The organism is Devosia ginsengisoli, from assembly GCF_024707105.1.
Classification (GTDB): Bacteria; Pseudomonadota; Alphaproteobacteria; order Rhizobiales; family Devosiaceae; genus Devosia; species Devosia ginsengisoli_A.
Genome location: NZ_JANQAJ010000006.1, coordinates 894,607 through 907,387 on the forward strand (window position 1 = coordinate 894,607; position 12,781 = coordinate 907,387).

The 12,781-nt window shown below is 64.6% G+C and carries 12 protein-coding genes; 8 read left to right on the forward strand and 4 right to left on the reverse strand.

Annotation, left to right across the window (positions count from 1 at the left end):
* The first annotated feature begins 5 nt into the window (after window positions 1-5).
* From NVV79_RS08260 to NVV79_RS08280, 5 genes are all read left to right on the forward strand, one after another.
* Window positions 6-1,070 (forward strand): ABC transporter ATP-binding protein, encoded by a 1,065-nt coding sequence (locus NVV79_RS08260; RefSeq protein ID WP_303987969.1) that lies wholly within the window; start codon window positions 6-8, stop codon window positions 1,068-1,070.
* Window positions 1,071-1,161: 91 nt separating this feature from the next.
* Window positions 1,162-1,989: an ABC transporter permease gene (locus NVV79_RS08265; protein ID WP_303988367.1), complete on the forward strand. Its 828-nt coding sequence runs from the start codon at window positions 1,162-1,164 to the stop codon at window positions 1,987-1,989.
* Between the two features lie 20 nt (window positions 1,990-2,009).
* Window positions 2,010-2,831, forward strand: a complete 822-nt coding sequence (locus tag NVV79_RS08270; protein ID WP_303988369.1) for an ABC transporter permease — start codon at window positions 2,010-2,012, stop codon at window positions 2,829-2,831.
* An 8-nt stretch (window positions 2,832-2,839) separates the two neighbouring features.
* Window positions 2,840-3,943, forward strand: a complete 1,104-nt coding sequence (locus tag NVV79_RS08275; RefSeq protein WP_303987971.1) for a mandelate racemase/muconate lactonizing enzyme family protein — start codon at window positions 2,840-2,842, stop codon at window positions 3,941-3,943.
* Window positions 3,940-4,785: an aldose 1-epimerase gene (locus NVV79_RS08280; RefSeq protein ID WP_303987972.1), complete on the forward strand. Its 846-nt coding sequence runs from the start codon at window positions 3,940-3,942 to the stop codon at window positions 4,783-4,785. The genes NVV79_RS08275 and NVV79_RS08280 overlap by 4 nt, the downstream gene beginning before the upstream one ends.
* Here NVV79_RS08280 and NVV79_RS08285 read toward each other — a convergent pair.
* The 4 genes from NVV79_RS08285 to NVV79_RS08300 all read right to left on the reverse strand — a co-directional run bounded on the left by NVV79_RS08285 (window position 4,780) and on the right by NVV79_RS08300 (window position 9,195).
* Window positions 4,780-5,532: a hypothetical protein gene (locus NVV79_RS08285; protein ID WP_303987974.1), complete on the reverse strand. Its 753-nt coding sequence runs from the start codon at window positions 5,530-5,532 to the stop codon at window positions 4,780-4,782. The genes NVV79_RS08280 and NVV79_RS08285 overlap by 6 nt on opposite strands.
* A 136-nt stretch (window positions 5,533-5,668) precedes the next feature.
* Complete coding sequence (locus tag NVV79_RS08290) at window positions 5,669-7,069, reverse strand: FAD-dependent oxidoreductase (RefSeq protein WP_303987976.1); 1,401 nt, start codon at window positions 7,067-7,069, stop codon at window positions 5,669-5,671.
* 105 nt (window positions 7,070-7,174) lie between these two features.
* Window positions 7,175-7,855, reverse strand: coding sequence for a FadR/GntR family transcriptional regulator (locus NVV79_RS08295; RefSeq protein WP_303987977.1), 681 nt, complete (start codon window positions 7,853-7,855; stop codon window positions 7,175-7,177).
* A 95-nt stretch (window positions 7,856-7,950) separates the two neighbouring features.
* Window positions 7,951-9,195, reverse strand: coding sequence for a citrate synthase (locus tag NVV79_RS08300; protein WP_303987978.1), 1,245 nt, complete (start codon window positions 9,193-9,195; stop codon window positions 7,951-7,953).
* Between the two features lie 118 nt (window positions 9,196-9,313).
* Between NVV79_RS08300 and NVV79_RS08305 the strand changes: the two genes are divergently transcribed.
* The 3 genes from NVV79_RS08305 to NVV79_RS08315 all read left to right on the forward strand — a co-directional run bounded on the left by NVV79_RS08305 (window position 9,314) and on the right by NVV79_RS08315 (window position 12,769).
* Complete coding sequence (locus NVV79_RS08305; protein WP_303987980.1) at window positions 9,314-10,879, forward strand: ABC transporter substrate-binding protein; 1,566 nt, start codon at window positions 9,314-9,316, stop codon at window positions 10,877-10,879.
* Between the two features lie 95 nt (window positions 10,880-10,974).
* Window positions 10,975-11,925 carry an ABC transporter permease gene (locus tag NVV79_RS08310; protein WP_303987981.1) on the forward strand — a complete coding sequence of 317 codons (951 nt, stop codon included), beginning with the start codon at window positions 10,975-10,977 and terminating at the stop codon, window positions 11,923-11,925.
* The gene (locus NVV79_RS08315; protein WP_303987983.1) at window positions 11,918-12,769 is read left to right on the forward strand and encodes an ABC transporter permease; all 852 of its coding nucleotides are present in this window, start codon (window positions 11,918-11,920) and stop codon (window positions 12,767-12,769) included. The genes NVV79_RS08310 and NVV79_RS08315 overlap by 8 nt, the downstream gene beginning before the upstream one ends.
* The last annotated feature ends 12 nt before the right edge of the window (window positions 12,770-12,781 follow it).

The window sequence follows — 12,781 nt, forward strand, 5'->3', positions numbered from 1 at the left end:
CCAGTGTGTTCCAGCAACTTGAGATGAAATCCATCACCCGCTCGTTCGGCGATTATCAGGCCCTGTCGAGCATGAATCTGTCGATCAAGGCTGGCGAGTTCGTCTCTCTGCTCGGGCCATCCGGCTGTGGCAAGTCCACGGCCCTGAACTGCCTTTCCGGCCTGCTGCCGCTGACGGCGGGTGAAATCTGGCTCGATGACCGCCGCATCGATACGCTGCCGCCCGAGCGGCGCGGCTTCGGCATGGTCTTCCAGAACTACGCCCTGTTTCCGCATATGAGCGCGAAGAAGAATATCCGGTTCGGCCTTGAAATGCGCAAGGTGTCCGCCGCCGATCAGAGCCGGCGCGTGGACAGCGCCCTGTCGCTGGTGCGCCTGCAGCAGCATGCCGACAAATTGCCCGGCCAGCTTTCGGGTGGCCAGCAGCAGCGTGTTGCCATTGCCCGCGCCATCGTCATCGAGCCGCCGCTGGTGCTGATGGATGAGCCGCTCTCCAATCTCGATGCTGCACTCAGGATCGAAATGCGCGAGGAAATCCTGCGCATTCACCAGACGCTGGGGCTGACCACCATCTATGTCACCCACGACCAGGACGAGGCGCTTGCCATGTCCGACCGTATCGTGGTGATGAAGGAAGGCGTCATGCAGCAGCAGGGCGCGCCGCAGGAGCTCTACAATCGCCCGATCAATATCGATGTGGCGCTGTTCATGGGCTATCGCAACCTGCTCGACGTGACCGCGACCGCCGCGCCGCGCGCCGGGCGCCTCAAAGTCAGCCACAAGGGCGCGGATTTGGACGCGACCGCCCTGACCGACATTGCCGATGGCCCGCTGATCGCCGCGTTCAAGCCGGATGATGTGGTATTTTCCGATAGCGGCCTGCCCGCAACCGTCGACAGCGTCATCTATGGCGGCCGCGACAGCACGGTGAAGCTCGATCTCGAACATGGCGGCCAGATCCATGCCCGCGTGAGCGATGCGGTTCGCCCCGGCGACCGCGTGCATGTTTCGGTGCCGGCCGAGCATCTGCTGGTCTATCCCCGGCCGGCCCAGCCCATCGCGAGGCCGTGACATGACCAGCGAAACCATTGCAGCCTCGACGGCATCGCGCAGCGCAAACGCCGATCCCTCGACGGTTGCCGGCCGCGACCTGCGCCTGTTGATGATCGTGCCGGGCGTTCTGGTGATCGTCGGGCTCTTCGTCTATCCGTTCATCTACGGCTTCATTTCCTCGTTCAATCCGCAGGGCGAGAATGCGGAATGGCTCGCCAACTACCAGCGCTTCTTCAGCGAACCGCGTCTTTACGAGACCGTCGGCAAGACGCTGTGGCTCGCTTTGCCGGTCACCATCCTCAATGTGGGGCTGGCCGTGCCCTTTGCCTTCATGCTGCGCACGCCGTCGCGGGGGCAGCGCCTGCTGTCCACCCTGCTGGTCATTCCGATGACGCTGGGCACCGTTCTGGTCGCCGAAGGGCTGATGCTCTATCTGGCGCCCAATGGCTGGCTGAACCGCAGCCTCCTCGAACTGGGCCTGCTGGGCTCGCCGCTGCGCCTGCTCAACAATTACTGGGGCGTGGCGCTTTCCCTGCTGATCACGGGCTTTCCCTTCGCCTTCATGATGATGCTGTCCTATACGACCGGCATCGATCCGACCCTGGCGCGCGCCGCCGCCACCCTGGGCGCCTCGCCGATGGAACAGTTCCGCCGCATCTATCTGCCGCTGCTGGTTCCGGGGCTCACCATCACCTTCTGCCTCACCTTCGTGCAGGCTTTCGCCGTGTTTCCATCGGCGGTGCTGCTGGGGGCGCCAGCCGGGGCGACACGCGTCATTTCCATCGCCGCCTATGAAATGGCCTATGAGGAATACAACTGGTCGATGGCCTCGACCGTGGCGATGGTGATGGGTGCGACGCAACTGGTCATCGTCGGCATCGTGCTTGGCCTGCGCCAGTTTTCCTATCGTGGCCCCGTTGTTGGAGGAAAAGGGTGATGGACTTCATCCGCGATACAATGCTGCCGCGCGCATGGCGCTGGTTCGTCATCGCCTGCATGGTCTTCTTCGTCATCAACGTGCTGTTGATCATCATCTCGGTCGTGGTCAGTTCCTTCGGCACGGGCTGGTTCACGGGCTGGCTGCCCGAGCAGTTCACGCCGAAATGGTATGGCGAGGCCTGGAAGGAGTTCCAGCTCCAGCACGTCTTGCTGGTCACGGTGGAAATCACCCTGGCGGTGGTCGCCATCTCGCTCGGCGTCGGCGTGCCGGCGGCCTATGCGCTGGCCCGGCTGCAGTTCAAGGGCAAGAGCCTCATCATGCTGCTGTTCCTCGTGCCGCTGATGGTGCCGCCCATCACGTACGGCATTCCGCTGGCGACCGTGCTCTACCAGACGGGCGCGGGTGGCACGATGTGGGGCGTCATCCTGGCCAATCTGGTGCCGAGCGTGCCCTTTGCGGTGCTGGTCATGACCCCGTTCATCGAGCAGATCGATCCGCGGCTGGAATCGGCGGCGCGCGTCTTCGGCGCTTCCTCGCTCACGACTTTCTGGCGCATCCTGGTGCCGCTGCTGATGCCGGGCATCCTGGCAGCGGGTATCCTGGTGCTGATCCGCACGATCTCCATGTTCGAGCTGACCTTCCTCACCGCGGGGCCGGACAGCCAGACGCTGATCGTCGCACTCTATTATTCGATGTTCGCAGCCGGGGTGCGGGCCCAGCAATCGGTGGACGCCATGGCCGTGATATACATGCTGACGACCATGACCGGCCTGCTGATCGCTCTTCGCTTCGTCGATCCGTCCCAGTTGGTGGGGCGGGTTAAAAGCCAGAAGGTCTGAATCCGTCCATGTCGCGCATCAAGAGCATATCCACCCGTATCGTCCGCATTCCCTTCGAGGATGGCGGGCGTGGGGAGGGCATCACCCCGACGCGCTGGCACATTCTGGATAATGTGCTGGTGCGCATCGAAGACGAAGACGGGCGCGTCGGCTGGGGCGAGGCCTTCGGCTATTTCTGCGCCCGGGCCGTGGCCGCCGCTGTCGAGGACATGATCGCTCCGCAGGTGATCGGCCGTGACATCGAGGATATCGCCGCCTGGAACCGCGCCACCCAGCAGGCGCTGCATCTGTTCGGCCGCTATGGCATTACCATCTTCGCCCTGTCCGGCGTCGATATCGCGCTTTGGGACCTCAAGGCCAAGCGGGACGGCAAGCGGCTGGCCGGGCTCATTGCCGCAAACCCGCCCGAAAGTGTGGCGGCCTATGCCAGCCTCGTCGCCTATCGCGATCCTGATCTGGCCGCCCGCTATGCCGGCGAGGCGGTGGCTCGGGGCTACGAATATATCAAATTGCATGAGATTGCCGCCGAGCCCATCGTCGCGGCACGCGCGGCGATGGGGCAGGGCCCAGGCCTGGCCGTCGACGTCAACTGCAACTGGAGCCGCGAGCAGGCCAGCGCCATGGTGCCGGTGCTGCGCGAAGCTGATGTCATGTGGCTGGAAGAGCCGATCTTCCCGCCCGAGGATGTTGCAACGCTCTCCGCCATCGAAGCGGCGGGCATTGCCATCGGCGCCGGCGAGAATGCCTGCACGGCCTTTGCCTTCGAGGCCCTGATATCAAACATCACCTTCCCCCAGCCCAGCGTGACCAAGGTGGGCGGCATCTCGGTTTTCCTCGATATCGCGGCAAGTGCCCGCGCGGCGGGTCGCGTGCTGATGCCGCATTCACCCTATTTCGGGCCAGGCTATTTCGCGACGCTCAACCTCTTCGCGGCGCTGCCGGAAACGGCGCTGTTCGAATATCTCTATGTCACGCCCGAAGCCTTTATCGGCCTCGATACGCCACAGCCGCATGGCGGTCGCATCGCGCTGCCATCCGGCCCGGGACTGGGCTTTGCGCCCGATGAGGCGGTGGTGGAGCACTATCTCGACCGCTCGTGGTCGGCTCGGTGAGTCCAGCGGGCCGCCTGCGCCTTGCCCAGGGCGGCCTGGAAGCCGAACTGGCGCCGGCCCTGGGCGGCCGGCTGACCATGCTGCGCCATGCCGGCCGCGACATTGTCGTGCCACTCCCCATGGACCATGCCGATCCGCTCTTCTGGGGCAAGGGCGGCGGCTATCCGCTGGTGCCGTATCACAACCGGATCGCGAATGCGCAACTGCATTTCGATGGGGCGGCGTTCGATCTGCTGCCACATCCCGATGCCTTGCCCCACAGCCTGCATGGCCCGGCGCAGCGCCGGCCCTGGCGGCTGGTCGAGCGGGACGCGGCCAACGCCGTACTGGCGCTCGACTATGCCGCGGATGCCGATTGGCCCTGGGCCTTCGAAGCGCGCCAGAGCTTCACGCTGGGCGACAAAGGCCTCACCATCGGCCTCACCCTGCGCAATACGGACACGACGCCGATGCCCGCTGGCCTGGGCTGGCATCCTTATCTCCCCGCCGGCCGCGTGACCCATGATGCAGCCATCCACTGGCCGCTTCGGCCCGACTACCTGCCGACGGGCAAGCGGCTGGACGGGCCGGGGCCACAGGCGGAAGCCACACGCTATGTCGAGGCATGGACCATGGCGGCCGTCGCCGTCGATGAAATGGACATCACCCTCACCGCCAGCCCGGAATTTGGCCATCTCGTGGTGCATGGCGCCGGCCAGTATGTGTGTCTCGAACCCGCTACCCATGTGGCCAACGGCTTCAACCTCGCCGCTGCGGGTCATGACCTTACCGGCACGCATAGTCTGGCGCCCGGCGAGGTCCTGGCCGGCACAATTCGGCTTATGGTCCGCGAAACCTCATAGCGTCCGTGAGGGCACGTCCTTGTGGACTTCGGCGATGTAATCCATGTCCTCATGGCGCTGGAAGAAATCCAGCCAGAGATAATGCATGCGCTTGCCGGGCGACACGTCAACGCCATGGTCGGAGCCGAGTGGGATATGCAACAGGGTGCTGCCGCCCAGCGCATGGCGCTGTCCGTCGATAAGCAGCGTGATGTCATTTTCCGCAAAGCTGAAGAATAGCTGGTCCAGCATGGGATGGGCATGCGGCTCGATGCGATCCGGCCCGATCGATTCCACCGAACCCATGCAGAAGCGGGGCAGCACATGCGCCCCGACCAGCGTGCGGCTGATGGTTTTCTCGCTCTTGAAATAGTCGCGATATTGCGGGCTTGCCGCATAGTCCTGGACGATGGGAAACGCCATGCCGGCCAGGTCGACCCGCGCGTAATCCTGCTCGGTCAGCGCCCAGTCCACCTCCAGCAATTCGGCATGTCCGTCAGCCTCGATATGGATATCGTCCCCCGGCCGCGCCACATAGCAGGTCTTGTCGGCAAAGCGGGTCGATACGCCACCCGAACGGATCGTTGCGGCCCCGGCGAGCAGGAACAGCACCACGAGTTGCAGCCGATCGCCACGCAGCGCCAGCGCGTCCTGGCCCAGCCGGTGATGGGCAACCTGCACGCCGGCAATCTCGCCCGGCAGCAGCGGACGCGAGCCCGGCGCGCTATTCGTGGCAACGGATTCCGCGTGGGGGGCGGCATTCGGCATGGCGTGTCCTCTTCGCAAACCGGAACGCCGATTCTCTAGCATTTCGCAGGCGGTGCGAAATGCCTTCAAACGGCCCCCTTCTCGCACTGCCCCACATGATGGGAATGGCAGGAAGGCGGACCTTCCTGCCCAATGACTAATAGGTACCGTCGATCACGGCGCCCTGATCCCTGAGGCGTTCCCGCAGGTCGGCGACGGGGAGTTGCCGCAGCGTGCCCGCCTGGGTCGAGCCGGTCATCGCCGCGGCGGTGCCCGCGGCCTGTCCCATGGCCATGCAGGTGCCCATGACGCGGGCCGAGCCATGTGCTTCGCGGGTCGCCGAGAAGCAGCGCCCGACCATCATCACGTTTTCGAGCCCCTTGGCGACCAGTGCGCCGAAGGGAATGTCATAGGACCCGCCATTGGGGATGGGCTTGCGCAACTGATCGCGGCCGGCGCCGTGAACGTCGATATGGTGGCAGCCCTTGGCGACGCCATCCTCACGCTTGCGCGCCGACAGCACGTCTTCGGCCGTGAGCATCTCTTCACCGATGATGCGGCGTGTTTCGCGGATTCCGACCCGCGGGGCAATGCCGGAATAGACGGCCTGCTCGAAGCCCGGGACAGCGGCGCGCAGGAAAGCCGCGCTGGTCCAGACCTGGTCCATCAGGTCGGGCAAAGCCTTGCTCAACTGATCGGTGCGGGTGGCATCGACATTGGCGATGCGCGTGGTGTTGCAATAGATTTCGCGGCGCGCCATCGAGACCGGACCGATGCCGATAAGGGCGGTTTCGTGCAACAGGCCGGTGGCGATGGCGTTCTGGATCAATGGGCCGTTGGCCACGAAGAACACCTTCGGAAAGCCCTGTGCCACCAGGCGCCTCACCTGCTCCTCACGCGGAATATCCGCGTAATAGGGATTTTCGGCCGCCGCGATATTTTCGGGATGCTCGCTGACGAATTGCATCAGCCGGTCGACCTCGACTCCTGCCATGCGGAAAACCAGGCTGACCGGCTGGAACTCGGTTCCGTCCCGCGCACCCTTTTCATATTGTGCGCCCGCCATCACCGCCAGATCGCCATCGCCCGAGGCATCGATGAAGATCTTGGCGCGGACCAGCGTGCGCTGGTTCTTGTTGAGGACCACGATGCCGGTCACGGCACCGTCCTGCACCACCACATCCTCTGCGAAAGTATAGAGCAGCAGGTCGACACCGGCGCGTCGCACCACATTCATCACGGCGATCTTCATGACTTCGGGATCGACGCAGACGACCCAGATCGTCCGCCAGTCGTAGAAGTGGCCGACATAGCCGCCCAGCCGTTCGGCTTCGGCGAAAATCTCCCGCGAAACGCCGCCCACGACCCATTCGCCGCGTGTCGAAATGCAGCCGTCGATGGGCAGGCCGCTGAGCATTTCCCCACCGATCATCGGGCCTGCCTCGACCAGCAGCGTGCGGGCGCCATTGCGGGCCGAGGCGACGGCCGCGGCCACGCCGGCAGCTCCGCCGCCCAGCACCACGACGTCGTAATCCACCTGATTCAACCGTTGCCCCATTCCGCCATTCCTCCATTGCGCTTGCAAACGTACAATGGCTGGACCATTATACCTATGCGTTGGCAAGGTCAATTTCCTTGCCGGGGCGGAAATGGCCGATGGGGATCAGTCGGATATGTCGTCGAAATACCTTTGCCTGATGCGATCCAGCAGCCGGCGCATGGCGGCTCCCGCTTCGGCGGCATCGCGCCTTTCCAGCGCGGCCAGTATCTGCTTGCGGTCGGCGAGGGCCATTTCGTGATGCTGCGGTTGCACCACCCTGGATGCCAGGGTCTTCCACATGGCGCCGGCCCGCAGCCGCCACAGGTCGCGTATCGTATCGACGAAAATGCTGTTGCGCGATGCGACGGCGACGACGTCGTGGAATGCCTGCCGGTTCATTTCGGCCTCCGGTCCATCGACATCTGCCTCCATGGCGGCGACGAACTGGCGCAAGCGCTCGAGTTCCGGCTCGGTGATGTTGCGGGCGGCGTCTTCGGCGGCGGCACATTCGACCAGCATGCGCATGCGGAATTGTTCATGCGGGCCCGGGCCGGGATCGCCCTCGCGTTCCCAGCGCAGTGCACCCGAGGCGAGGCGCGCGCGCACATAGGTACCGTCGCCGACCAGAACTTCGACAATGCCCATGGTTTCGAGCGCGATCATCGCCTCGCGCACCGTGGTCCGGCTGACCTGGAATTGTTGCGTCAGGTCGCGCTCCGGCGGCAACTGGGCGCCGGGTTCAAGTGGCGTGTCGCGAATATAGTCGGCGATCTGCCGCGCGATGACCACGTAAAGTCGCGGCATGGCGACCGGTCGGAAGTTGGGGGAGCGCCAAGGCTGCGCGTATCAGAACTGGGCATGGGGAACGGGTTCCAGAGGTTGGGGCGCGGGGCGTTGCATCATGGAATAGCCTGAGCGGGTTGCGGGCCGACATAGATCGACTTGAGGCGCGGCAAGGGCTGCGGCGCGTCATATTCTTCCATCGTATGAGCGACCCAACCGGCCATGCGGGCGCAGTTGAAGATCAGTTCACCAGAACCACGGCGCATGCCTGCGCAATGCACCAGGGCCGCGATGGCGAAACCTATATTGGGCGGCTCGCGCCCGCGCTGTCGCTGGATATCCACGATCTCGTCGAGACGGGCAATATCCGCCGCCGCTTCGCCGCTTTGGCGCAGCAGATCGAGGATCAGGCGGGCGCGGGGGTCGCCATGAGGGTAGGCCCGGTGGCCGAAACCCTGCATTTCGCGGCCGTGGCGCAATGTATCGCCGACGAACTGGCCGACATTCTGCTGGATATTGAGTTCAAAGAGGTCGCTTTCGATCGAGAGTGTGGAGGCGCTCTGCACGGTTCCGCCTCCGCTGTTGAGGCCAACGCTGACGACCGAATAGATATCGGCACGCACCGCTGCGGCAAGGCGTACGGCGGCAGTCGAGGGTGCGCCCAGGTCGTGATCGGCAGCCAGAATCAGCGTGGCATCGAGCGCCCGAACCAGGCCGGGCGTCGCCGGACGAGGGCTGAGGCGGCTCCAGATCAGCGCCGCAAGGCTGGAATCGCGCGGCGCCGACATTGCATCCATGGCGGAAAGCAGGCGAACCATCAGCCGCGCTGCCTTGCGACTCACCTGCTCGTGGCTGGTATCGTGCCGCAGGGGATCTTCGGTCGCGATGAAGGGGACCAGGCACCGCATCCGCTCCAGCGGAAGGGCGTCCCGGCCCATGCGTGCGCCGATATCGGCAAGCTCCGGTTCGGGTCGGACCGGGGGGAATACCGGTTCGTTCCCTCCGTCCTCGAAGCTGCCATGCCAGAGCAGGCGCACCACGTCTTCGAAGCGCCTGTCCAGCGCCAGGTCGCAGGCCGACAGGCCGCGATAATGCGGAGTGCCGTCAACGATCGTGGTGAGCGCGGAGCGAAAGACCGGCGATACGGCCTGGGGCGCCGACGCCTTGCGCGAGCGCAGGGCCAGCGCCTCCACCTCGGCAGGGTCGAACAGGCTTTCGCCCGTGCCGCCGTTGCGCCGGCCCAGAAGACCGCGGGACACATAGGCGTAGACGGTGTCCTTCTTCACGCCGAGGCGCGTGGCGACGGCCGCTGCCGTAAGCAGCGGCGTCCCTCTGGTTTCGCTCGACAATCTGTCAGCCATGGCCCTCTCCGGCGCCGGTTAAAGCAGGTGGAGCATAGCTAGCACATATTGATTATTAATCAAGTATTGACTGACAGAATGACTCTGGATCAATATTTGGATGAAAAGGGAGGAAGCAATGAGTAATATTTCCAGGAGGCAACTCCTCGCCGGCACCGCGGCCATGGCCATTCTGGCCGGGGCGCGTTTTCCGGTGCAGGCGCAAGAGGCGGTAAGCCGGGGCGGAACCATCGTGCTGGCAGAGTTGCTGGCCTTGGACAGCCTCGATCCGCAGCTCGCCAATGCACGGGCCCGCACCATGTCGCTGGTGTTCGATTCGCTGTTCAGCTACCGGCTGAAGCCCGGCTCTGCCGATGAGCTCGAACTCGGCTATGAACTCGCCACCGATTATCAGGAGACCGGCGACACGACGGCGCGCATGACATTGCGCGAGGGCGTCAAGTTCCACGATGGTTCGGACCTCACGGCCGAGGTGGTGAAGTGGAACCTGGAACGGGCGCGCGACCACGAGAAGTCAGCGGTGCAGACGTCGGTGGCCGAGCTGACCGGCATAACGGTGGTCGACGACCACACGCTCGATCTCGAATTCGAGACGCCCCAGCCTCTGTTCCGGCTGATGATGACCACCGCCAACGCGACCAATGTCTACATGGTCTCCAGGCAGGCCGTCGAAGCGATGGGCGAGGAGGCTTTCGGCCGCAAGCCGGTTGGCAGCGGTCCCTACAAGGTGGAGAACTGGCTGGTCGACGACCGGGTCGAGCTGGTGGCCTTCGACGGGCATTGGGAAGCCGGTATCGACGGCCTGCCGCTGCCCTATGCCGAGCGCTTTACCATCCGGCAGATGCCCGACCAGTCCGTGTCGGCGCTCGAACTGCGTGCCGGCAATGTCCACCTGATGGACCCGCTGGAGCAGGATCTCGACAGCCTCGAAGCGGCGGGCATCCAGATCCACGCCCAGCCCGGACGCGATGCCGGCCAGCCGAGCTTCTACATCAGCTCCAAGGCCGATGCGACGACGCCCTTCGCTCATGACGTACGCCTGCGCCAGGCGCTCCAGCATGCTATCGACCGCGAAGCCATGGCAGCCGCGCTGACCTTCGGCCGTGGGGAGGCGAGCTATTACTGGGGCTGGTATCCGGGCGTGCCGGGCTATGACGAGAGCCTGCCGCGCTACGAATACAATCCGGAAAAGGCCCGGCAACTGCTGGCCGATGCCGGTCATGCCGATGGCGCCGCCCTCACTGTCAAGGTCATCAACCGGCCCAAGGACCTGCAGCCGCTGGAAATCATGCAGGCCATGCTGGGCGAGGTCGGGATCACGCTCAACATCGAGACCATGGACCGCACGCCATGGGTGGAAGCGGGCCGGACGGGCAATTTCGAGGCCCTGTCACACGGGAATACCGCGCTGGTCGATCCCCTGTTCCGGCGCGAGACCATGACCGGCTCGGATGCCAACTGGGCGGGTTATTCCAACCCCGAGGTGGATGCCTTGTGGGCCGAGGCGTCACGCACCGGCGACACCGACGCCCGGGCCGAGATCTACAGGAAAATCCAGACGATCCTGTACAACGACGCCTACCACTTCATCGCGTTTCGCGCGCCCAAGATGCTGGCCATGGCGCCGGGGATCAGCGGCATCGATTCCGACTACAACCTTCGTTACACCCGGTTCACGTCCTGACGTAATCCTGGTCGACCATCCTGCGCGGCCGCGCGGGAGGGAGAAGAACAACACTCGCGGGGCAGTGGCTCCGCGAGTTGCAACAGGGATATGCAATGCTTGGCTATCTTCTGCGCCGGCTGGCCTCCGCGGCCGTGGTCGTCGTTCTCGTCAGTATTATTGCGTTCGCGATCGTATCGGTGCTGCCCGGTGACACGGCTGCTGCCCTGCTGGGCGAGGAGGGGGCTCGCAACAGCGAGCGCTATCAGCTCCTGCGCCAGGAACTCGGTCTCGATCAGCCGATTGTCGTGCGCTATTTCACATGGGTCGCGCATGCCGTGACCGGCGATCTCGGCCAATCCCTGCGCACGGGCGAACAAATCGGTCCCGCCATTCTCGCCCGCGCCGTGCCGACGGTGCAACTCGCCATCATGGCGCTGCTGATTTCGGTGGTCATCGCCATTCCGGTGGGGGTGATTTCGTCGGTATATTACCGCCGGTTCCCCGACCACTTGGGAACGCTCTTTGCCCTCACGGCCATCGCGACGCCGGGATTCTGGTTCGGAATCATGCTGATCATGCTGTTCAGCGTGACGCTGCGATGGCTGCCGCCATCGGGCTATCTGCCGTTTTTCCAGGATCCGCTGGGGTCGCTGCAACTCATGTTCATGCCGGCGCTGGCGCTGGCCACCGGGTTTACCGGCGTCCTCATAAGGCAGGTGCGCTCGTCCGTGCTGGAGGTCCTGAACGAGGACTATATCACCACGGCGCGCAGCAAGGGATTGTCGCCTGCCAAGGTGCTGTTCGGCCACGCTTTGCGCAATGCGCTGTTGCCTGTCGTCACGCTGGTGGGGCTGCAACTGGGTGCCCTATTCGGTGGCGCCGCCACGGTAGAGACAGTGTTCTCGATACCCGGCCTCGGGCGCCTCGCCGTCGATTCCATCTTCTTCCGCGACTTCACGATGATCCAGGCGCTGATGCTGGTACTGGCGCTGACCGTGCTGTTCGCCAGCGTGCTGACCGACCTGGTCTATTCGCGCATCGATCCGAGGATTCGCCGTGGTTGAGGCAGTGTCATCGTTCACCCGGCCGCGTTTGCGGATCAATGGCTTCGCCGTGCTGGGCTTCGGGCTGCTGGCGCTGCTGATCATCTGTGCGGCATTCTCGCCGTGGCTCGCGCCCTACGATCCGAACGCACAAGACTATCGCGCCGTACTGCAAGGTCCGTCTGCCGCGCATTGGCTCGGCACCGACCATACGGGTCGGGACATGCTGTCGCGTCTGATCTATGGCAGCCGCGTAGCGCTGAGCATCGGCTTTACCGCGGTAGGGCTCGCGGTGCTGCTGGGGGGACTGCTGGGCGTGGTCGCCGGCTATGCCCGCGGCCTGGTCGACGAGGCGATCATGCGTGTCATGGACGCCTTGCTGTCATTCCCGTCAGTGCTGCTGGCGCTTGGCATCATGGCGGCGCTCGGTCCAGGCGTTAACACGATCATCATCGCCATCGCCATTGCCGACCTGCCGATGTTCGCGCGTATTACCCGTTCGCAGGTGCTGACCGTGCGCGAGCGGGATTTCGTGGTCGCCACTCGGGCGCTCGGCGCCGGTCCGGCTCGCATCATTTTCCGCCATATCGTGCCGCATATCACCGGTCCGGTCGCTGTCATGGCGACCATCCAGGTCGGTCACGCCATTCTGACCGAGGCGGCGCTGTCGTTTCTCGGCCTCGGCATCCAGCCGCCCACGGCGAGCTGGGGCGCGATGATGCGCAACGGCTTTTCCTACATGGAGCGGGCGCCATGGCTGGCCGCCTTTACGGGTCTGGCCATCCTGCTCACCGTTCTCGCCCTCAATCTGGCCGGCGATGTCCTGCGGGACTGGCTCGACCCGCGCGGCGACTCCCGCCGCTAACCTGACAGGCAT

Coding starts and splice junctions, on each gene's coding strand:
- NVV79_RS08265 (WP_303988367.1), top strand. CDS start 1,162: ATGATCGTGCCGGGCGTTCTGGTGATCGTCGGGCTCTTCGTCTATCCG.
- NVV79_RS08270 (WP_303988369.1), top strand. CDS start 2,010: ATGCTGCCGCGCGCATGGCGCTGGTTCGTCATCGCCTGCATGGTCTTC.
- NVV79_RS08275 (WP_303987971.1), top strand. CDS start 2,840: ATGTCGCGCATCAAGAGCATATCCACCCGTATCGTCCGCATTCCCTTC.
- NVV79_RS08285 (WP_303987974.1), bottom strand. CDS start 5,532: ATGCCGAATGCCGCCCCCCACGCGGAATCCGTTGCCACGAATAGCGCG.
- NVV79_RS08290 (WP_303987976.1), bottom strand. CDS start 7,069: ATGGGGCAACGGTTGAATCAGGTGGATTACGACGTCGTGGTGCTGGGC.
- NVV79_RS08295 (WP_303987977.1), bottom strand. CDS start 7,855: ATGCCGCGACTTTACGTGGTCATCGCGCGGCAGATCGCCGACTATATT.
- NVV79_RS08300 (WP_303987978.1), bottom strand. CDS start 9,195: ATGGCTGACAGATTGTCGAGCGAAACCAGAGGGACGCCGCTGCTTACG.
- NVV79_RS08305 (WP_303987980.1), top strand. CDS start 9,314: ATGAGTAATATTTCCAGGAGGCAACTCCTCGCCGGCACCGCGGCCATG.
- NVV79_RS08310 (WP_303987981.1), top strand. CDS start 10,975: ATGCTTGGCTATCTTCTGCGCCGGCTGGCCTCCGCGGCCGTGGTCGTC.